Origin of the sequence: Nonomuraea sediminis (assembly GCF_018531495.1) — a bacterium.
GTDB classification, from domain to species: domain Bacteria; phylum Actinomycetota; class Actinomycetes; order Streptosporangiales; family Streptosporangiaceae; genus Nonomuraea; species Nonomuraea sediminis.
Genome location: NZ_JAHDTI010000001.1, coordinates 576,299 through 595,857, shown reverse-complemented (window position 1 = coordinate 595,857; position 19,559 = coordinate 576,299). Strand labels below are relative to the sequence as shown.

The window sequence follows — 19,559 nt, the reverse complement described above, 5'->3', positions numbered from 1 at the left end:
TGTTTTACATGACCTTCATGAACAGCATGACGTCGGGCGCGACCTCGGGCGGGAGCCGGCCTTTGAGCTGGAGCACGAGGTCGATGAGCTCGGTCGGGTACGGCTGGCGGCCACGGGCCAGATACTCGCGGCGCAGCGTGGCGACGGCGTCGAGCGCGACGTCGTCCGGTAACGCGGGGATGACCAGGACGCTCTTGGGCTTGCCGAAGAAGACGATGTCCGCCACGTCGAGAAAGGCCTCGCGGCTCTCCGCCAGGGGGCGGGCGCGTTCGGCGGGGTCGGCCTGGAGGATGACCAGGCCGAGCGCCTGCTGCAACTCGAGGCGGACGAGCCGCTCGCCCTCGCGCACCCGCTGCCCCTTGGCCTTGGCGGCCTCGTCCATGACACGCAGCTGCGGGCCTGCGGCGGTGTCGAGCGGCCGGCCGATGGCGTGGATCATCCGGTACGTGCCGCGCTCGCGTGGAGGTTCACGCCCCTCGGCCAGGTGGGGCGGGCCCAGATAGGCCTCTCGGCGGGAGGTGCGCCAGTGGCGGCGTTTGGCGCGTCCTTCGCCGTCCCTGTGGAAGATCACCAGGCGCGGGCGGACGGCGGGCGCGAACCCGGCGGTCACGAGCTGCTCCCATGGCCGGTTCCTGAACTCCTCGCCGATGTCCAGCGAGACCGCGACTGGCCCGCCGCCCGGGGGGAAGACGCTCCCGAGTGCCGGCGGGGCGTCCGGATCCTCCTGCTCCCACGTCTGCCGGTACACGCTGTCGAAGCGCTGCACCAGCGGGCCGAGCCCGCCGTTGAGCGTGGCCGCCGACCCGCGCTCGTACAGGCGGATCCCCTCGGGGCGGACGCGCAGCGTGTAGTAGGCCGGATGGCGGCGCACGAGGGCGCGGACGCGGGCGATGATCGCCACCGCCACCACCGGGGGCAGCATCGCCACGCAGAACGCCGCGATTCTGAGCGGGCCCTCCGGTACGGCTGCCGCCAGGCACGACAGCCCGACCCCCGCACCCCACGCCGCGCCCGCCATGCCGTTGAGGCTGTCCGAGCCCAGGGCGCCGAAGGCGACGGCGGCGGCGCCGGTGAGCACGGCGACGCCGAGCGTCGCGGCGAAGACCACGCTCAGGGGAGGGCCGACGGGCAGCGCCGCTATGAGCGTGGCCAAGCCGTACGCGGCGGCTGCGGCCGAGCCGAGATACAGGACGGCGGCCGCTGGACCGGCGCCAATACGGGACGAGCCGCCCGAGCGGGCCCGCGGGGTGGCGGTCAGCCCCTGCTCCTGCGAGGAGCCGAGTGCCAGGGAGGCGGCCCGCCGCGCGGCGGTGTCGGATCTGGCCGCCAGGACGTCGGCGGTCGCCTTCAGCAGCGCGGGCCAGCGGGAGCCCGGGACGGCGCGCACGCCGTTCATGAGCTGGTCGGGCGGGGCGAGCGAGGTCGTCTCGCGGGCGTCGGCCGAGCCGGTCAGTACCCTGCAGAGGAGCCCGAGCACGCGGGCCATGTCGGCGCCGTCGGCGTCCTGGGCCTCGCGCAGCAGCGCCGCGGCCTGGGAGAGCAGCGGGAGCGCCCGGTCGCGGGAGGTTCTGACGCACGTCAGCGCCTCGAGCAGCAGCGCGCGGCCGCGAGTCCCCGGGGCGCCGGTGACAGCGGCGGAGGACCTTGCGACGGCGGTCCACGAGGGCGGCTCGGCCTCGGGCGGCGGGTCCACCTCGAGAGGGGCGTTGCCGAGCGCCAGGGTGAGCAGGCCGGCGGCCTCGCGTTCCGCGGAGGTGCCGGTGCGCTCGATGTGCACCAGGTCGGGTACCCAGGCCGCAGTCAGGCATCGGGTCGCCAGCCTGATCAGGGCGATCCGGCACTCCTCGACGAGGTCGGGCGGCAGGTCCGAACCCGCGGCCTCGGCCAGGCAGCGCGCGAGCAGCGCCTGACCGCGCCCCGGGTCGCCGGCGACGGCCCAGGCGGTGGCGAGCTCGGCCGCCAGCGGGCCGGGCGTGGCCACGGCTTCGAGCGTCGTCAGCGTGTCGGCGTCGACGGCACGATGCCCCAGCGCGAAGGCCACGCCGAAGGCCAGCACCAGCTGCGGCTCCGGTCCGTCCGCCCGCGCCAGGCATTCCTCGCGCCACGATTCCCAGGGCACCGCGTCGAGTGGTTCGCCCCATCGCGTGGCCACGGCCAGCCGGGCGGCGCGGCAGTGGTCGAGCAGGCCGGCGGGCGGCTCCCAGTCCGGCAGTGGCGGACCTGGATCCAGCGCCGCCAGCCCGAGGGCCCGATCGGCGTGACGGGTCGCCGCCTCGGGCGTGTCGGCGGTCACCGCCTGGGAGGCCAAGATGATCGCCGCCGCCGCGTTGAACGGGCCGGGGTTCTCCCAGAGCGCCTCCAGACCTGGTACCGCGACGGGTCGTCGGTGCAGGATCGCGGCCACCGAGCCGATGCCCGGCCGACCCTCGCGCTCCATGGCGTCGCGGATGGCCTGGCGCGGGTCCTGATCCCAGAGTGCGGCCCGCAGCGCGAGCGTCTCCCGCGCTACCGGGTCCGGATGGCGGCCCGCGTGGGCGGCCACCGCCTCCCACAGCCGCGCCGCCGGGCGGCCCGCCCGCGTGGCGGCGGCGGCCTGCGTGGCCAGGATCGCGGCCAGGATGCTCTCGCCCTGCCTGCCCTCCTCACCCGCCCCGACGCGCGCGGACACCTGGACGGCCCATCCCCAGTGGCCCCCGTCGAGTACCCGCCGCTCCAGCGACGCCCACAGCATCGCCGCCTCCGCGGGCGGCAGCAGCCGTACCGCCGCCTCCACGGTCTCGACCGGCAGGTCCGGAAGCGGCGTCGATGCGATGACCGCGGCGGCGTCCCGGCCGAGCGCGCCAGGATCAGACAGCGGCAGGGCGGACCGCAGCCGGTCACGCAGGTGCTCGTCCACCTCGACCACGCCGGCGCGGCCGTCGGGGCCCAGGCTGACCACGTTGATCCAGTCGTGGGTGGCCAGCTCGTCGAAGGCGGCCATGGGATCGATCCCGGCGCGCGTCAGCGCGGGCCTGAGCAGGTCCAGGTCGAACCTGCCCAGCTCGGCCGCCACGGGCAGCGCCGCGCGCACCGCCGCGGCCGACACCCGGCCCACGATGCGCCTCTCGACATACGGATCGCCGGGCGCGCCCAGCAGCGCGGCGGCGTCCATGCCCGGCTCCGCCGCCGCCCAGTGGGCGTAGGCCGCCAGCTCGAAGGGGTTGTAGGAGTCCTGCTGCCTCGCCCTTTCCAGCACGGCCTCGCGCAGCGGGGCGGGGATGCCGGGGGCGCGCCGGTCCAGGTAGAGCTCGGCCTCCGGCAGGGCGAAGCCGCCCAGCTTGAGCACCCGCACGTACGGGCGCGAGGTGAGCACCGGTCCCACCGTCAGCTCCGACGGCGGCGGCACCAGCCAGCGGCGCCCCGCGAGCACCACCTTGAGCTGCGGCAGCTCGGCGTGCATCAGCTCGAGCAGGCGGAAGGTGTGCTCGATGCCGGGGGCCGTGGAGCCGGGCGGATACAGCTTGGCCAGCTCCTCGCAGGTGTCGAGCACCAGGACGGCGGGCGAGGGCAGCGCGCCGACGAAGCCGGCGAAGGCCGAGACCATGGCGCGTAACAGCTGCTCCACGCGGCTGGGCGACGGCCCGGTGCGCGCCAGCTCCTCGGTCAACGCCACGGAGGAGTCCTCGAAGGCGCGGAAGGACTGGGAGGCGTGCCGGTCGGCGCCGTACCCGAGCAGCTCACCGGCCAGGGCGTGCAGCAGCTCGCCGGGCCGCTGCTCCGGATAGCGCGGGTCGAGATGGTCGAAGTCCGCCCTGGCCACGGGGAACGGCGCGATCCCGCGGTCCTCCGCGAAGCGGCCCGAGGCCAGGTAGCGGACCAGCATGGTCTTGCCGGTCCCGCCGCCGCCGAGCAGGTGGAGCGCCCACGGTTCCGCCTCGCCGGTGATCAGCTCGGTCAGCGCCTCCTCCGCCTCGCCGCGGTGCAGGTAGTGGCGCAGCTGTTCCAGGTCGTCGGCCGCGCGGGCGAGCCTGTCCACGCGCCAGCCGGCCCTGCGCGCCGCGTCGGCCAGCGGCCCGCCGAGCGTCTGACCGAGCACCTCCGCGGCGGTGACCAGCCGGGACGCGCCCGCCAGGTCCCCGTCGTTGATCATGCGGTCGACGGCCTCGACCAGCTCGAGCCCCGTGGGTTCGGCCCGCAGCGCGGCGGCCCGCAGCCAGGCCTGGATCGTCGGCGTGAGCGGGGGGAGGTTCGCCTCGAGGAGGTCGCACGTCGCGGAGAGCCGGGAGCGGACCAGCCTGGCGGCCTCCGGGCGGACCGCGGCACGCAGCCAGAACGCCTCCTGCCGCCCGCCCGAACTCGCCAGGACGCGCCGCCGCTCGATCAGCCCCACGTCCTCCAGCCGGTCCAGGTCGTCACCGGACAGCAGGGAAACGCTGCCCGCCAGCTCCTGCGTCCACTCCGGCACCAGCGCCAGCGCGGCCAGCAGATCAGGGTCGAACCCGGACAGCCGGCGCCTGAGCAGCTCGGTGCCGCGCCTGGCCAGCTCCTGCTCGAGCCCGCTCACTCGAACCGCTCCACGTACTTGGCGTAGGCGGCCTCGTCGTCGTCGGTGACGAACAGCTCGTGCAGCGTCATCAGCTGCGCCGCCAGATACAGCTTGTCGTCCACCACGGTCGGGTCGCCCTTGAGCAGGCGCAGCCCCTCACGCACCTTCTCCGGCCTGACGTTGCGGGGGGCGACGTAGACACGCCGGTACTCCGGCTCCCTGTCCCTGCGCCACGGGTGCAGCAGCACCCACTGGAAGCCGAGCACCGCCTCCTCGTCGCCCAGTGCGGCCAGCTCGGGAAAGGCGAACCCGGGCACCCCGCCCTCCCGCTCGCTGAACGACTTCAGCAGCCGCCCGTGGTCCTCGGTGAACGAGGCGGTGGCCACCACGGGGACGGGCATCTCCGGCGTGCCCAGGCCGGTGGGCCGGATCATGGCGAGCAGCGCCGTGAGCGCGTCGCCGTAGGCGTGCAGGCTGTCGAGGAGGACGACCACCCGGGTGTGCGGGCCGAACGGGTCGCCCAGCGTCCCCATCAGCTCGCCGAACGCCGTGAGATCCCTGGCGAGGGTGAGCCTGGCGGCACGGGGATCGCGCTCGCCGAGCTCCGAGATCCACGCGAACGCCTCCTCGAACCCGTCGGGCTGCCTGCCGTACACCGGGGGAGCGGGACCGCCGAGCGTGGCGGACACGTCGGCCGCCTGGAAGTACAGCTCGCGCAGCAGCTCGCCGCAGCTCTGCGGCGCCGACCCGCTGAACGGGCCGACGAACAGCGGCACGTGCCCGTCGCGTAAGAGCCTGAAGCCCGCCTCGCGCAGCAGCCGGGTGCCGCCGGTCCGGCGGATCGTGCCGTCACGGCAGGCGAGCAGGAACCCGAGCCGGTCGGTGAACAGCCGATCCACCTGGTCCAGGATCCGCTCCCGCCCGATGTGCAGCGGCTGGCGGCGCAGCCGCAGCTCGTCGGCCAGGCGCACCAGCCGGTGCGCGGCGGCCGGCTCGACCAGCGGCCGGGTGACGTCCAGCCCCTCCGACAGGAACAGGGCCGGCCTGGCCCAGTCCAGGTGGTCGCGGGAGGCGCTGAGGAGCGCGGCCCTGCGCCCCTTGGCCGAGGCCTCGACGACCGGCTCCCCGCCGGGCAGCGCGCCGGCCAGCCGGCGGGCGAACAGGCGGCAGGCCTGCTCGCTGATCTCTCCCGCCATCGCGGAGACCAGCGGGATCCCGGCACCGACCAGCTCGGCAGGGAATCCGGCCCCGCTGTGGCAGGCGCTCAGCACGACGGCCCTGACCTGGCCGCCGGCCGTCAGCGCGGCGGCCAGCTCGGCGGCGCCCACCCAGCCGTCCGATCGCCTGCCGCGCAGGTGCAGCACCGACCGGCCGTCCTCGTCCGCCGACCCGTGGGCGACCAGGTGGACGATGTCAGGGCGGAAGCTCGTGCACACCTCGGCCAGCTCCTCCGGCGAGACCTGGGCGACGCGGGTGACCGCCACGCCCTCCGCGTCCAGCGCGCGCAGCAGGCCCATGAACATCGCGCCCGGCCTGATGACCTCGTCCGTCAGCGGCGCGCCCACCGCGAACAGCACTCGGGGAGCCCGGGCTTCGCCGCCGGGCACGGGCGGGCCGCCGGGGATCACCCGGGTGACGGCCACCAGCAGGTCGGGGCGGGCCGCCAGGTGCCAGCGGCCGTCGTGCATCGCCTCCCACAGCAGGCGGTGCAGGTCGCTCTCCGGCGGCCAGAGCAGGGCGAGCTCGACCCCGCCCGCCGCGCCGACCTCGGGCAGCGCGGTGATGGCCGGCCACGCGGGAGCCAGCAGCGCGTCGAACAGCGCCCTGCCGTAGGCGACGGCGCCGCGGTCCTCCTCCACGCCGACGGGTCCCAGAGGGTACGGCCCGGCCAGCGGCGTGCCGGCGTGGTGGACCTCCACCCGGTCCCCTTCGACGACGACGCGGACACGAGGCAGGCTCACCCGTTCATCGTTCCCGCTCCGCCGCCGGGGCGGTAGCGCAGACACCGGATCGTTGCGATCAAGATCGCAGGACGGGCGCCAGGTAGGAACCGGTGCGGCTCGACGGGTTGGCGGCGATGCGGGCGGGAGGGCCGTGGGCGACGATCGTGCCGCCCGCGTCGCCGCCGCCGGGGCCCAGGTCGATGACGTGGTCGGCCGCGGCGACCACGGCCAGGTCGTGCTCGGCCAGCACGACCGTGTTGCCCGCCTCGACCAGCGCCTCGAGCTGGCGCATCAGGACCTCGACATCGGCCGGGTGCAGGCCGCCCGTGGGTTCGTCGAGCAGGTAGAGGGTCGCGCCGCGGCTGGTGCGCTGCAGCTCGGAGGCCAGCTTGACGCGCTGCGCCTCCCCGCCCGACAGCTCCGTCGCGGGCTGGCCGAGCCGCAGGTATCCCAGGCCCACCTCGCGCAGGGCGCGCAGCGGCCGCATCGCCGCGGGCACGTCAGCCAGGAAGTCCGCGGCGTCGTCCACCGGCAGGTCGAGCACCTGAGCGATCGTCGCGTCGCGATAGGCGATCTCCAGCGTGGCCGGGTTGTAGCGGGCCCCGTGGCAGTCGGGACACGGCGAGTACGTGGTGGGCAGGAACAGCAGCTCCACCGCCACGTACCCCTCGCCCTTGCACGTCTCGCACCGCCCGCCCTGCACGTTGAAGGAGAAGCGCCCGGCGTCGTAGCCGCGCGCGCGGGCCTCCTGCGTGGCCGAGAACAGCTTGCGCACCACGTCGAACAGCCCGGTGTAGGTGGCCAGGTTCGAGCGCGGCGTCCGCCCGATCGGCTGCTGGTCCACCCGCACCACCCGGTCCGCCTCCGGCAGGTCGCCGATGGCGCCGAGCAGCGTGGTCTTGCCCGCGCCCGACACGCCCGTGACCGCCGTGAGCACGCCCAGCGGCACCTCGACGTCCACGCCGCGCAGGTTGTTGCGCCGTACGCCGCGCAGCTTCAGCCACCCCCGCGGCGCGCGCGGGCGGCGGGGCGGCCGTGCCGTACCGGAGAACAGGTAGCGGCGCGTGACGGACTCCGGCACGTCGCGCAGCTGCGCGAGCGGCCCGCTGTGCAGGACCCGGCCGCCGTGCACGCCCGCGCCGGGGCCCACGTCCACCAGCCAGTCGGCCTCCCGCACCACGTCGAGGTCGTGCTCGACGAGGAAGACGCTGTTGCCCGAGTCCTTCAGCCGCCGCAGCACCGAGATCAGCGCCTCGGAATCGGCCGGATGCAGGCCCGCGGACGGCTCGTCGAGCACGTAGACCACGCCGAACAGGCCCGAGCGCAGCTGTGTGCCCAGCCGCAGCCGCTGCAGCTCCCCGCCGGACAGCGTCGGGCTCGACCGGCTCGCGCTCAGGTAGCCCAGGCCCAGCTCGACCAGCACGTCGATGCGGGCCACCAGATCCTGCGACAGCACCGCGGCGGGACCCGAGCCCACCGCGTGCGGGCGCAGCAGCCCGGCCAGCTCCACCAGCGGCATCGCGGCCAGCTCGGCGATGTCGCGCCCGTCGAAGCGCACCGCGAGGGCCTCGGGCCGCAGCCGCCGCCCGCCGCACACCGGGCACGTCGCGCTCACCAGGAAGCGCGCGGCCTTGGCCCGGCTGGTCTCGCTCTTGGAGTCAGCGTAGGCGTGCAGCACCAGGCGCTTGGCGCTGGAGTACTTGCCCTGGTAGGGCCGCTGGATCCGGTCGGGGTCCCGTTCCGGGTGCACCGTGACGACCGGCTGCTCGTCCGTGAACAGGATCCACTCGCGATCCGCCTGAGGCAGGTCGCGCCAGGGCAGGTCCAGGTCGTAACCGAGCACTGCCAGGATGTCGCGCAGGTTCTTGCCCTGCCAGGCGCCCGGCCACGACGCGATCGCCCCCTGCCTGATCGTCAGCGACGGATCGGGCACCAGGGAGTCCTCGGTCACCTCGTAGACCACGCCCTGCCCGTGGCAGTTCGGGCAGGCCCCGGCGGCGGTGTTGGGCGAGAACGCGTCGGAGTCCAGCCGCCCGGCGCCCGGCGGGTAGTCGCCCGCCCGCGACATCAGCATCCGCAGGGAGTTGGAGATCATCGTCACGGTCCCGACCGACGAGCGCGCCGACGGCACCGAACGCCGCTGCTCGAGCGCCACGGCCGGGGGCAGCCCCGTCACCTCGTCCACGTCCGGCGTGCCCGCCTGCTGCAGCAGCCTGCGCGCATACGGCGCGACGGACTCCAGGAAGCGGTGCTGCGACTCGGCGTACAGGGTCCCGAACGCCAGCGACGACTTCCCCGAGCCAGAAACGCCGGTGAACGCGACGATCGCGTCCCTCGGCAGTTTGACGTCGACGTCGCGAAGGTTGTGCACCCGGGCCCCACGCACCCGGACGTAGTTGTCCATGCCCAGCATTCTGCATTGACGCGGTCGCCACAGTGAACTTAAATCTGATTCAAGTTTTAGTTGGTGCCGAGCTTCTCGGCTGCCTCGTCGAGCGCTGTCCGTACGGCCCGCGCCCGGTCGAGCCGGCCGATGAGCACGTGCACCGCCAGTCCGTCAAGCAACGCGTTGAACGAAGGCAGGAACTCCTCGGCGGGCAGGGAGCGGAAGACCCCGCTCGCCACGCCGTCAGCGATGATCGCGACCAGGTCACGCATCCAGCCGCCGTCGATCTCGTCGGCCGTCCTGCTCAGTTCGTTGGCGGACGTCGAACGCAGCCAGGCCTCCAACCAGAGCTTCCAGGAGACGTCGTGACGATCCACAGGCAGGTAGAGCCGGACGTACCGGTCGAGCCTTGCCACCGGGTCGGCCAGCGTCGCGAACTCGGCCGCCCGCCGCTCGGACAGCCCCCGCTCGCTCCAGCGGAACGTCTCGACCAGGATCTGGTCCCTGGAATGGAAGTAGTACAGGACCCGGGCGGGGCTCATCCCGGCCCGCTCGGCGATCTGCTGGACCTGGATCTCGGCCACCGGCCGCTCGGCGATCACCTCCAGCGCCGCCTCAAGCACCTGGCGCCTGGCCTGCCTGCCGCGTTCCTGCGTCCTGCCGCGCTGCTCTGCCATCCACCCTCGCAATCTGGGGAGAGAACCCGTGGAGAATAACCCGTCCCGCCGCGGCGTGCTCGCCGCCGGCGCCGCCGTGACGGCTGCCGCCGCGCTGGCCACGCCGGCCGAGGCCGCCTCCGGCGCCGACCTGGTCCTCACCAACGGCTATGTCTACACCGTCGACGCCGACGACAGCGTGCACGAGGCCGTCGCCGTCACCGGCGGCCGCATCGTCTACGTCGGCACCGCCGCCGGCGCAAAACGGCACGTGGGCAAGCGCACCAAGGTGATCGACCTGCACGGCCGCATGGTCATGCCGGGCCTGCACGACGGGCACCTGCATCCCATGGACGGCGGCCAGGGCCTGCTCGGCTGCGACCTGGACTACGCCGCCCTCACGGTCAAGCAGATCCAGGACAAGATCCGCGCCCACCTGGCCAAGAACCCGGGCGACGGCTGGGTGAACGTCACGCACTGGTACGTCCAGGCGGTACGGCCGGCCGGGACCGAACTCACCAAGGCCGACCTCGACGCGGTCGACGCCAGGCGGCCCATCGTCATGGGGTCCACCGACGGGCACACCACGCTGGTCAACAGCCGCGCCCTCGCGTTAGCCAAGATCACGGCGAAGACCAAGAACCCGCCGGACGGCACCATCGAGCGCGACGCGCACGGCGAGCCCACCGGCGTCCTGCAGGACGGCGCCCAGAGCCTGGTCAGCGCCGCGATCCCGGCGCCCACCGCGGCCGAGAACCTGAAGATCGCCAGGACCGCGCTCGCCGCGCTCGCCCGCCAGGGCGTCACCACCTTCATGGACGCCGCCGCGCCCGAGTCGACCATGCGGGCCTTCACCACGCTGCACCAGCGCGGCGAGCTCACCGCCCGCGCCCACCTCGCGCCGGTGGTCGACGTCTCGGAGCGGGAGCCGGTCGCCCGCGTCTCCCGGCTGCGTTCCCGCTACCACGGCGGGGCCGCCAGGGTGCGGCCCGGCGTCGCCGTACACAACGTCAAGCTCTTCATGGACGGCGTGCTGCAGTATCCCGCCCAGACCGCCGGGCTGCTCGAGCCGTACCTGGTGCACAAGCACGACCACTGGGTGCCCGGCACCAAGCACGGCGCGCAGTACTGGAGCGCCGACAAGCTCGACGCCGTCGTCCGCCAGATCGCCGAGGCGGGCTTCGACCCGCACATCCACGCCATCGGCGACAGAGCGGTACGGCTGGCGCTGGACGCCTTCGCCGGGATCCGCGCCGACGGCGACACCCGCACCCGCCCCACGGTCGCGCACGCCGAACTCGTCGACCCGGCCGACATCGCCCGCTTCGCCGAGCTGGACGTGGTGGCCGCGATGGGCTTCCACTGGGCCAAACCCGCCCCCGACTCGGTCGAATCGGTCAAGCCGTACCTCGGGCCGAAGCGCTGGGCCAACTACGAGCCCGAGGGCGACATCTTCCGCAGCGGCGGGCGCGTCTCGCTGGGCAGCGACTGGCCGGTCGACCCGCTGGACGAGTGGACGGCGATCAAGACCGTCATCACCCGCACCGCCGCGCTCGGCAGCCCCTACCACAAACTCGGCGCCATGACCCCCCATCAGCGACTCACCCGCGCCGCCGCCATCCGAGCCGCCACCTACAACGGCGCCTACCAGCTAAGGCAGGAAGAACTCACAGGCTCCCTCGAGGTCGGCAAACTCGCCGACCTGATCGTCCTGGACCGCAACATCATGAAGATCCCCGCCGAACAGATCCCCCGCACCCAAGTCCTCCTCACCATGGTCGGCGGAAAAATCGTCCACGGCCGCCTCTAGCACCCGCATGGCCGCACTCCAGGTGGGCGAGCTTTCACGATGCGCAGGTCAAGGACGCTTCCAGAACTGCAGCAAGTAAAGGTCCACCTGGAAGAGGTCGCGAGGAAAGGCAGGTTCCTGATCGTTCACCAGCCGTCTGTGCTGGATCCGCACAGGCCAGGTGGCGCCTGCCTGTCCGAGGTCGAACGCGTCTCCCCTGGACCAGTCCTCCCAGAGATCGCGGATGTGGAGCCGCGCTGACCGGAGGTGGATCTCACCGGTCCACACGTGACCCCAGGCCGGTTGTTTCATGGCGGGTTCGCCGGTCCACAGCTCGAGCCGGATGCAGGCGGTGGCGCTCGCGGACTTCTCGAGGACCACCGCGTTGCGTCCCACGCGCGCCCACCCGTCCAGCTCCAACGGCGACCACTCCTCATCCCACGGCGCATGATCCTCGTGGTCGAGGACAGCCGAGTCGACCACCATCGGAGAGGACCAGGCGACACTGACCTCCTCGACCGCGTGCGCGATGAGCTCCGCCATGACGCGCCGCCTCTAGCGGGGGCCGGTGAGGCGGATTTCGCCGGTCTTGGAGAGGACGAAGACCTGCCAGTTGTAGTAGGCGTAGAAGCTGCGCGGGTCGCGTTTGATCTGGCGGGCGTGGGCGAGGACGGCGTCGACGTAGTGGGTGTCGTGGTTGTAGGCCCAGATGGCGCGGCGGTAGTTTCCTGGGGCGCCTGAGGCCTTCAGGTAGTTGGCCGCGCCGAGGACGGCGTCCTTGGCGCGGTGGACGTTTCCGCCCATGCCGTACTGCTTCCAGGTGCCGGGCATGAACTGCATCGGGCCCTGCGCGCCGCTGGAGCTGGCGGATCTCACGCGGCCGAACTTCGTCTCGACCAGCATGATCGCGGCCAGGACCTCCCACTCGACGCCGAACCGCTTCTCCCCGGCCAGGAAGTAGCCGCGCAGGCGCTTGGCGGGTTCGGCCTCGGCCAGCCGCATCCTCTTCCGCTGGGCGGCGCTGATCGGGCGGGCCAGGGACAGCAGGCCGCTGACGGCCTTCACGTCGTCGCGCGCCTCGGCGGCCAGCGGCTTGGGCAGGCGGCCGATCGTCTCCCTCGCCAGCTTGGGATCCCTGGCCATCGCCCGGTAGATCCGCTGCTGGTGCAGCGCGTACAGCACCACGTCCTGCGGCGCCGCGGCCGCGGACCCGGCGGTCCACGCGTCGATCCCGGCGTACAACGCCGCCGTCGTCTGCTTCAAGGCCGCGGCCAACGCCCCCGCCTCAGCCGGAATCTCGACGTCGGGCGCGGGCGCTTGCACCGCCGCCCCGGAGCCGTTCCCACCAGCACCCAGCGAGCTGCTCCCACCGGTATTTCGCGAGCCCGCGACCGAAGCACCCGGCCCGCCATCGACCCGTTGCGTCCCTTCGGCCACCCCGCATCCCGCGAGAACGACCACGAGCCCACCAGCGACCACCACGTCGGGAAACCTCATGACGCCCCACCGTACCGGTCGATCACGCCCCGGACGATCTACCCCGCCGCGTCAGCCCAGAGCGGTGAGGATCTCCCGGGCGGCGCGTTCGCCGCTTTCGACGCCGCCGTTGAGGTAGCCCTGGCTGTGGGTGCTGGTGTGTTCGCCGGCGAAGTGCAGGCGGCCCTCGGGGAGCTTGGAAAGGCCCCAGTACCTGGTGTACTGGCCGGGGCGGAACGTGGCGTAGGAGCCGTGCGCCCACGGGTCGTCGACCCAGGAGTCCAGCCACGAGTTGCCGTTGTAGGAGTCGGCGAGGCCGGGGATGTGGCGGTCGAGCCAGGCCAGCGAGCGGGAGACCACCGAGTCGGGCGCGGGGCCGTGCGGCTGGGTGGCGGGGTAGGAGGCGCCCGCCGTACCGCCGGAGAAGATCGTCAGGAGGCTCTCGCCGCCGCCGTCGGCGATGGAGCTGTCCCAGGTGCTCCAGCGCGGCCTGTCGCTGGACAGGCTGCCGTTCCACCGGTGGTGCGTGGCGAACTTGTCGGAGAACTGCAGCATCACCTTGGCGTTGGTGCCCATGCCGTGGTGGGCGATGGCGTCCAGCTTGCGGGCGCTGAGCCCGGCGTGGGTCAGGTCGACTCTGCGCAGCGTGGTGAAGGGCAGCGCGAAGACCACGAAATCCGCCTCCACCTCACCGGAGGAGCCGAAGTCGAGCCGGTAGCCGTTCCCCGAGCGCCGGACCGCCGTCAGCGGCGTCTCCAGTTGCAGGCACCCCTCGGGCAGCTTGTCCGCGAGCAGGTTGGGCACCTGGTCGTTGCCGCCGTGGATGAGCCAGCGCTCGTCGGCCCCCTCGTAGGGCGCCACGAACTGCTCGATCAGGTTGATCGCGCTCAGGTCCTCCGCGTCGCCGCCCCAGAATCCGGCCACGCCGTCGGCGAGCGCGGTGGCCAGCAGCGAGCCGGGCACGTTGGCGTCGAGCCAGTCGCGCACCGACATCTCGTCGAAGGCGCGCGCCGCCCGCGAGGCCCGGTCGTAGCGGTAGCCGCCGATCCGCCTGGCGTCGCGGGTGATCCGCTTGATGACCAGCGGTATGTCCTTGTAGACGCTCGCCCGGTCGCGAACCTTGCCGTGCAGGTCGAGCACACCCCTGACGTGCTTGGGGGAGCGGGCTTCGCGGTCGTCGAGCCTGAGCCCGAGCGCCTTGACGAGCCTGCGCAGGTGGACGTGGCGGGTGTCGACGAACTCGCCGCCGTGCTCGGCCACCTGCCCTCCGGCGAAGTCCCTGGCCGACCAGCAGCGCCCGCCCACCCGGTCGCGCGCCTCGAACAGCCGCACGTTCACACCGCGCCGCGCGAGCCGGTACGCGCAGGTCACGCCCGCGAGCCCGGCGCCGACCACGACGACGCGCGCGTCGTGCGGACTACGGCGGGGCGCCGCGAGAGCCTGGATCGGGGTGACCGCGCCGAGCGCGAGCGCGCCGCCCGCGGCCATGAAGGTCCGCCTGGACACGAGAGATCCACCTGAGGGCATGGCCGTCTCCTTGGGGGGTGAGAGTCAGGCAATCCCGAAGATCGTATCCCGAAATCAGCATAAATTCCGATAAAGAACTGCAGATTCGGTTGCTTAACTGTTAATCAACGACGATATTCGCAGCGTCGACTCCCGTACGGCCAGCCGCGTCGGCACCGGCGGCTGCGGCGCCACGGGAACGCACTCGACCAGGTCCACCAGCGCGTCGACCGCGAGCGCGACCGAGGTCCCGGGAAGCAGCGACAGCGTCGTCACCGGCGGATCCGTGGCCGCGTAACGCGGATCCTCGCTGACGCAGGCCAGCATCAGGTCCCCGGGAACCCGCAGCCCGCGCCGGCGGGCCAGGGCCAGCAGCTCCCGCCCCCAGTCGTAGGTGGTGTAGATCGCGTCGGGCGGCTCGGCGAGCCCGAGCAGCGCCTCGGCCGCGTCCGGCCGCGAGGCGCTGACGAGCAGTTCGGCCTGGCTCCGCGAGGCGCACCAGGCCCGGTAGTTGGCGATCCACGCCCGGTTGTAGTGGTCGCGCCCGCGACCGGCCACGAGCGCCACCCGCCGCGCGCCCTGCGCGGCCAGCTGGTCGAGCACGCTGCGGCTGGCGGCCGCGTGGTCGTTGTCCACCCAGGCCTCGCCCGGCCGCACCTCCTCAGGCCGCCCGTCGAAGGCGATCGGCAGGCCCCTGCCGCGCAGCGTGCGCACCACCGGATCGTCCTGCGGGCTGTCGATCAGCAGCACACCGTCCACCGGCAGCGACCGCCACGAGGCGGTCCCCAGCGAGGCGGGCAGCACGGTCAGCGCGTAGCCGCGGGCGTGCGCGGCGGCCGTGGCCGTGCTGATGGACCGGGCGAAGTAGTCGACCCCGGCGAAGTTCCACGACCGGTCGCCGAAGGTCGTCACCGCCAGCCCCAGCACGTGCCGGGACGCCTGGCCGTACCCCAGGTCGTGGGCGACGCGCCGGACCCGGTCGCGCGTGCCGTCCGAGACCCTGCCCGTGCCCTTGAGCGCGTTGGAGACCGTGGCGATGGACACCCCGGCGGCGGCCGCCACCTGGCGGATGTTGACCATCAGCGCGTGGGCGGGTGGTCGCGCGCCTCCCTGACCAGGGCCGCGGTCAGCGGGCAGCCGTTCGCCTCGAGCCAGTCGGCCAGATCGGACAGCTCGTCGTACTTGGAACGGCCGGGCCGCAGCGCCTCGTAGACGCGCAGCACGTCCTCGTCCGACAGGGTCGCCAGCTCGGCGGCGCGCCGGAAGTTGGCGGCCAGTTGCGGGTTGCCGTGGGTCAGGGCCACCTCGGCCTGGTGGCGCAGGGTCTGCGGTGAGATGCGGTTCACAGGCTCAGCTCCTCCGGCGCCGCTCCGGTGCAGTGGCCGCGTTCGATGGCGATCAGCGACACGACCTTGGTGTGGTAGCGGGCCTCGATGGCCTCGTCGGTGTAGGGGTTGCGGGCGGGCGCGGGTGTCAGGCCGCGGGCGTGGCGGGCGGCGTTGGCGCCGAGCAGCCGGTAGTCGGCGGCCGACAGCGCCGGCGCGATCGAGTACAGCTCCAGGTTGGCCAGCGGCGCCAGGTCGCTGCGGTGGATGAGCGCGGTGCCCTTGCCCTGCAGCCCGATCCCGATGCCCGACCCCGACAGCCGCGCCGCCGACAGCCCGATCATGCCCAGGTCGATGGTGTCGTTGAAGCGCACGACCCGGCCCGTGCAGCCCTCCTCGGCCAGCCCCGCCAGCAGCTCGCCCAGCACGTCCACGACGGGCATGCCGCACAGCGTCAGCCAGACGTCGCGCCCGGTGGCGGGGGACAGGCCGATCACCACCTCGCCCGGATCCTTGCCCGGGCCCGCGGGTCCGAGCACCCGCACAGAAGTGCGGTGGGCGAGCTGCTCGTCGCGCAGGTCCTCCACCGAGCGGGCCTGCCGGATGGCGTCGATCTCGGCCTGCCGTACAGGAGAGGGCTCGTAGCCGGTGCCGGGTCCCGCGTAGTCGTTGGGATCGGTGACGGCCGACAGCACCCGCATGTCCTCGGTGAAGATGGCCGCCGTCTGCAGGTGGTCGCCGTCGAGCCGGGCGCGCAGCATCGCGTCGAGTCGCCCCGCCTCCACGGCGAAGCCGGTCTCCCGCAGCGCCTTCACGACATCATCCATCGTCAACCTGGATGAGCGGATTTTTCCGGAAATGGCCAGCACGGTGGCGCCGTCGGACTCCACGAGGTCCTTGGACCCGGCCGCGTCCACGGCCGCCTCCACCTGCGCGTCGCTGTAGTCGCAAAGCCCGAAATATCGATACACGGCCTGTACGGCTCGCGCCGCCCGCCGCCGCAGGCCCTCCAGATCGGCGGGAGCCGTACGCAGGCCGCCGTCGACGCCCCAGTCGCGCTGCATGACCAGGAAGTCGTCGACGTCCTCGGCGTTCCACTGCGAGGGGCCGAACATGTTGTCGTAGCGCTGGATCGAGCCGAAGCCCGAGCAGACGTAGTCGCTGCCGGCCAGGAGGATCGGCAGCGTGCGCGAGGTGCGGCGCACGTCCGACTCCGACATCAGCGCGTCGTTGCCCGAGCACGACTCCAGCCCGCGCGCCATCACCATGACGTTCTCGGCCATCAGCTCGCGCACCCCGCGCGGCACGGCGGCGGCCACGCTGGCGCCGTCGATGCCGCCGTTCTGCACGCCCTGCGCGCCCATCGCCCTGGCCAGCGACACGCACCGCGACTCCAGGTACAGCATGGAGCGCCGCTCCGGCTCGCCCATCAGCACCTCGGCGCCCGCGCCCGAGGTGACGCGCATCTTCATGCCGCGCGAGGCGTAGGCCGAGGCCAGGAACGCCTTCGACCAAGGCGTGTCGTCGCCGTCGGTGAAGACCCGTTCCGTGCCGTAGATGGAGATCGTCTCGGCGTAGGAGGCGAAGCCGCGCATGCCCAGCTCCAGCTCCATCGCCTCCTCCACCGAGCACTGCACGAGCACCCCTGCGGCGCCGGCGGCCGAGCCGATGCTGACCGCCACCGCGTTCGACCAGGCGTCGCCCAGCACGGGCACGGTCGTCTCCAGCTCGCGGAAACCGAACGCCGCCGCCGTGGCCGCGTCGGCGGCCAGCAGCAGCGGATCGTCGAGCCGGTTGGTCACGTGCGCCTGGTTGGACGGCGTACGCCGGGCCCGCAGCTTGGTCATCGCCATGGTCAGCTCGGCCGGCCGCAGCAACGCGACCACCCTGGCCATCTTGGCCGGGGTGATCCCGCCGCACAGCCGTACCACCTCCGCCCGCGGCACGGACGGATCGACCATCATCCTGGCCAGCTCGACGTCGGACAGCGCCATCGCCTCCTCGGCCACGGCCAGGTCCAGGCCGTGCGCGGCGATGAAGGCGTCGATGGAGTCGAAGTCCTCCGCCCGCACCCCGTCCATCTCGCTCACCTGACCGCCGCTGACGGTCAGGCTCGGTTCCGGATCGTACGGCGAGCGCAACGCCACCAGGCCGAGTGCCGGATCCTCCACGGCGAACCCGTCGAGATTGACGCGCTGGGCGTCCATGTACCGGACCCGGCCGATGGGCTTCATCGCTCGTGCGCCTCCTCCAGGATGGTGCGGCCGATCATCGCGTACCGCTCGGGGCTGCGTAGCCGCAGCGTCAGGCCGATCGCCAGCCCCACCAGGAAGATGCCCACGATGAGGTAGGGGATCGCGGTGAAGACCGGGCTGCTTGCCGCCGCGCCGGCGGCGAACTCGATGTTGCTGAACAGCAGGAACACCACGTAGCCCATGCCGAGCGCCCCGATGACCGGCGAGATCAGCGTCCGCCACCAGTGCTTGGTCTCAGGATGGTTGCCCTTGACGTGGAAGTAGGAGATCACCGCGATCGAGCAGATCGTCTGCACGATGAGCAGCATCGCCGTGCCCAGGATGGCCATCAGCCCGTACAGGTGGAAGTAGGCCACGTCGGGCGCGGCCTTGGTCGGCGCCTGGAGCCAGAAGAAGCCCACCGTGATCAGCAGCGTGATCACCGACTGCACGATCGAGGCCATGTGCGGCGAGCCGTGCGAGTCGTGGGTGGCGCCGATGGTGCGCTTGAGCCTGGCCGACAGGCCCTCACGGCCCATCGCGTAGATGTAGCGGGAGGCCGCGTTGTGGAAGGCCAGCGCGCAGGCGAACGACCCGGCCACCGCCAGGATCAGGTACAGGCTCTTGGCCCACCCGCCCAGGAAGTGCTCGGTGATGCCGTACCACAGGTCGAAGGCGTTGCCCGTGCTGCCGCGGGCGATGGCGATGGCCTGGGCCTTGCCGTTGGCGGCCACGCACAGCCAGGAGATGATCGTGTAGAAGACGCCGAGCCCGATCACCGCGATCATGGTGGCCTTGGGCACGATCTTGCGCGGGTTGCGCGACTCCTCGCCGTAGACGGCCGTCGTCTCGAAGCCCACCCACGACCAGAACGCGAAGAACAGCCCGATCGCCGCGCTGCCGGTGATCCCCGCCGCCGCGTCGTCGGCCACGGACTGGAAGGCGGACACGGGGTTGAGCGCCTCAGGCAGCAGTCCGTCGGGTCCGCCGCCCTGGATCAGGATCGACACGCCGAGCAGCGTCAGCACGGTGACCTCGGAGACCAGGAACACCCCGAGCACCCGGCCCGACAGCGCGATGTTCCGGTAGCCGAGCACGCTGATCACGGCGATGGCCAGCAGCGCGTACCAGATCCAGCTGATCGCGGGCCCGCCGAAGCCCTCGACCGCGTTCTTGGCGAAGGAGGCGAAGATGCCGATCAGCGACGCCTCGAACACGATGTAGGCGACGGTCGCCATCAGTCCGGAGATCATGCCCCACAGCTGGCCGAGCCCGTGGGAGATGAAGCCGTAGAAGGTGCCCGTCGCGGTGATGTGCCTGGCCATCGCGGTGTAGCCCACCGCGAAGATGCTCAGCACGACGGTCGCGAAGGCGAAGGCCATGGCCACGCCGACACCGTCGCCGAAGCCCACGGCGATGGGGACGTTGCCGGTCATGGCGGTGATAGGGGCCGCGTTCGCCACGGCCATGAACAGGACCGCGAGCAGGCCCACGGCTCCCGGCTTGAGCCGCTGGACCTCGCTCTTGTCTTGGATGGTGCTCACCGGTCAGCAGCCTCCTTGGGCAGGCCCCCGAACCATACGTACTGGGCGAAATGCTGACATCTCTATGTAGTCAACTTCAATGGCTTGTTATTTACGGTTTGTTACATCCTCTTGACGGCCTTCGGTTGGACCTTTTAGATGTCGATCCTGTACCGATTCGCGGACCGTTGGGGCG

General features: G+C 72.5%; 12 protein-coding genes. 1 reads left to right on the top strand and 11 read right to left on the bottom strand.

Annotated elements, in window-relative coordinates; genetic code table 11:
• Positions 1-4 precede the first annotated feature (4 nt).
• From KIK09_RS02635 to KIK09_RS02620, 4 genes are read right to left on the bottom strand one after another with little or no spacing between them, the layout of a single operon-like run.
• Positions 5-4,543, bottom strand: a complete 4,539-nt coding sequence (locus tag KIK09_RS02635; RefSeq protein WP_214316980.1) for a hypothetical protein — start codon at positions 4,541-4,543, stop codon at positions 5-7.
• Positions 4,540-6,486: a CHAT domain-containing protein gene (locus KIK09_RS02630; protein ID WP_214316979.1), complete on the bottom strand. Its 1,947-nt coding sequence runs from the start codon at positions 6,484-6,486 to the stop codon at positions 4,540-4,542. The genes KIK09_RS02635 and KIK09_RS02630 overlap by 4 nt, the downstream gene beginning before the upstream one ends.
• Before the next feature lie 58 nt (positions 6,487-6,544).
• Entirely contained in the window at positions 6,545-8,881 is a 2,337-nt protein-coding gene (locus KIK09_RS02625) for an ATP-binding cassette domain-containing protein (RefSeq protein WP_214316978.1), read from the bottom strand.
• Between the two features lie 47 nt (positions 8,882-8,928).
• Positions 8,929-9,531 carry a TetR/AcrR family transcriptional regulator gene (locus tag KIK09_RS02620; RefSeq protein ID WP_214316977.1) on the bottom strand — a complete coding sequence of 201 codons (603 nt, stop codon included), beginning with the start codon at positions 9,529-9,531 and terminating at the stop codon, positions 8,929-8,931.
• A gap of 28 nt (positions 9,532-9,559) precedes the next feature.
• Between KIK09_RS02620 and KIK09_RS02615 the strand changes: the two genes are divergently transcribed.
• Positions 9,560-11,320: an amidohydrolase gene (locus KIK09_RS02615; RefSeq protein ID WP_214316976.1), complete on the top strand. Its 1,761-nt coding sequence runs from the start codon at positions 9,560-9,562 to the stop codon at positions 11,318-11,320.
• Positions 11,321-11,368: 48 nt separating this feature from the next.
• Here KIK09_RS02615 and KIK09_RS02610 read toward each other — a convergent pair whose 3' ends face one another.
• From KIK09_RS02610 to KIK09_RS02580, 7 genes are all read right to left on the bottom strand, one after another.
• Complete coding sequence (locus KIK09_RS02610) at positions 11,369-11,842, bottom strand: hypothetical protein (protein ID WP_214316975.1); 474 nt, start codon at positions 11,840-11,842, stop codon at positions 11,369-11,371.
• A 12-nt stretch (positions 11,843-11,854) separates the two neighbouring features.
• A complete protein-coding gene (locus tag KIK09_RS02605; RefSeq protein ID WP_214316974.1) occupies positions 11,855-12,796 on the bottom strand; it encodes a lytic transglycosylase domain-containing protein in 942 nt (313 codons plus the stop codon).
• Between the two features lie 51 nt (positions 12,797-12,847).
• Entirely contained in the window at positions 12,848-14,281 is a 1,434-nt protein-coding gene (locus tag KIK09_RS02600) for a flavin monoamine oxidase family protein (protein ID WP_214316973.1), read from the bottom strand.
• Between the two features lie 114 nt (positions 14,282-14,395).
• The gene (locus KIK09_RS02595; RefSeq protein ID WP_214316972.1) at positions 14,396-15,361 is read right to left on the bottom strand and encodes a LacI family DNA-binding transcriptional regulator; all 966 of its coding nucleotides are present in this window, start codon (positions 15,359-15,361) and stop codon (positions 14,396-14,398) included.
• Entirely contained in the window at positions 15,361-15,627 is a 267-nt protein-coding gene (locus tag KIK09_RS02590; RefSeq protein ID WP_214316971.1) for a diol dehydratase small subunit, read from the bottom strand. The genes KIK09_RS02595 and KIK09_RS02590 overlap by 1 nt, the downstream gene beginning before the upstream one ends.
• Positions 15,624-17,840, bottom strand: a complete 2,217-nt coding sequence (locus KIK09_RS02585) for a propanediol/glycerol family dehydratase large subunit (RefSeq protein ID WP_214316970.1) — start codon at positions 17,838-17,840, stop codon at positions 15,624-15,626. Before KIK09_RS02585 ends, KIK09_RS02590 begins: the two co-directional genes overlap by 4 nt.
• Positions 17,837-19,384: an APC family permease gene (locus KIK09_RS02580; RefSeq protein WP_214316969.1), complete on the bottom strand. Its 1,548-nt coding sequence runs from the start codon at positions 19,382-19,384 to the stop codon at positions 17,837-17,839. The genes KIK09_RS02585 and KIK09_RS02580 overlap by 4 nt, the downstream gene beginning before the upstream one ends.
• Positions 19,385-19,559 lie beyond the last annotated feature (175 nt).

What these genes read in the sequence shown, in the direction of transcription:
- KIK09_RS02595 (WP_214316972.1), bottom strand. Translation starts at nt 15,361, where the DNA reads ATGGTCAACATCCGCCAGGTGGCGGCCGCCGCCGGGGTGTCCATCGCC.
- KIK09_RS02610 (WP_214316975.1), bottom strand. Translation starts at nt 11,842, where the DNA reads ATGGCGGAGCTCATCGCGCACGCGGTCGAGGAGGTCAGTGTCGCCTGG.
- KIK09_RS02585 (WP_214316970.1), bottom strand. Translation starts at nt 17,840, where the DNA reads ATGAAGCCCATCGGCCGGGTCCGGTACATGGACGCCCAGCGCGTCAAT.
- KIK09_RS02625 (WP_214316978.1), bottom strand. Translation starts at nt 8,881, where the DNA reads ATGCTGGGCATGGACAACTACGTCCGGGTGCGTGGGGCCCGGGTGCAC.
- KIK09_RS02620 (WP_214316977.1), bottom strand. Translation starts at nt 9,531, where the DNA reads ATGGCAGAGCAGCGCGGCAGGACGCAGGAACGCGGCAGGCAGGCCAGG.
- KIK09_RS02605 (WP_214316974.1), bottom strand. Translation starts at nt 12,796, where the DNA reads ATGAGGTTTCCCGACGTGGTGGTCGCTGGTGGGCTCGTGGTCGTTCTC.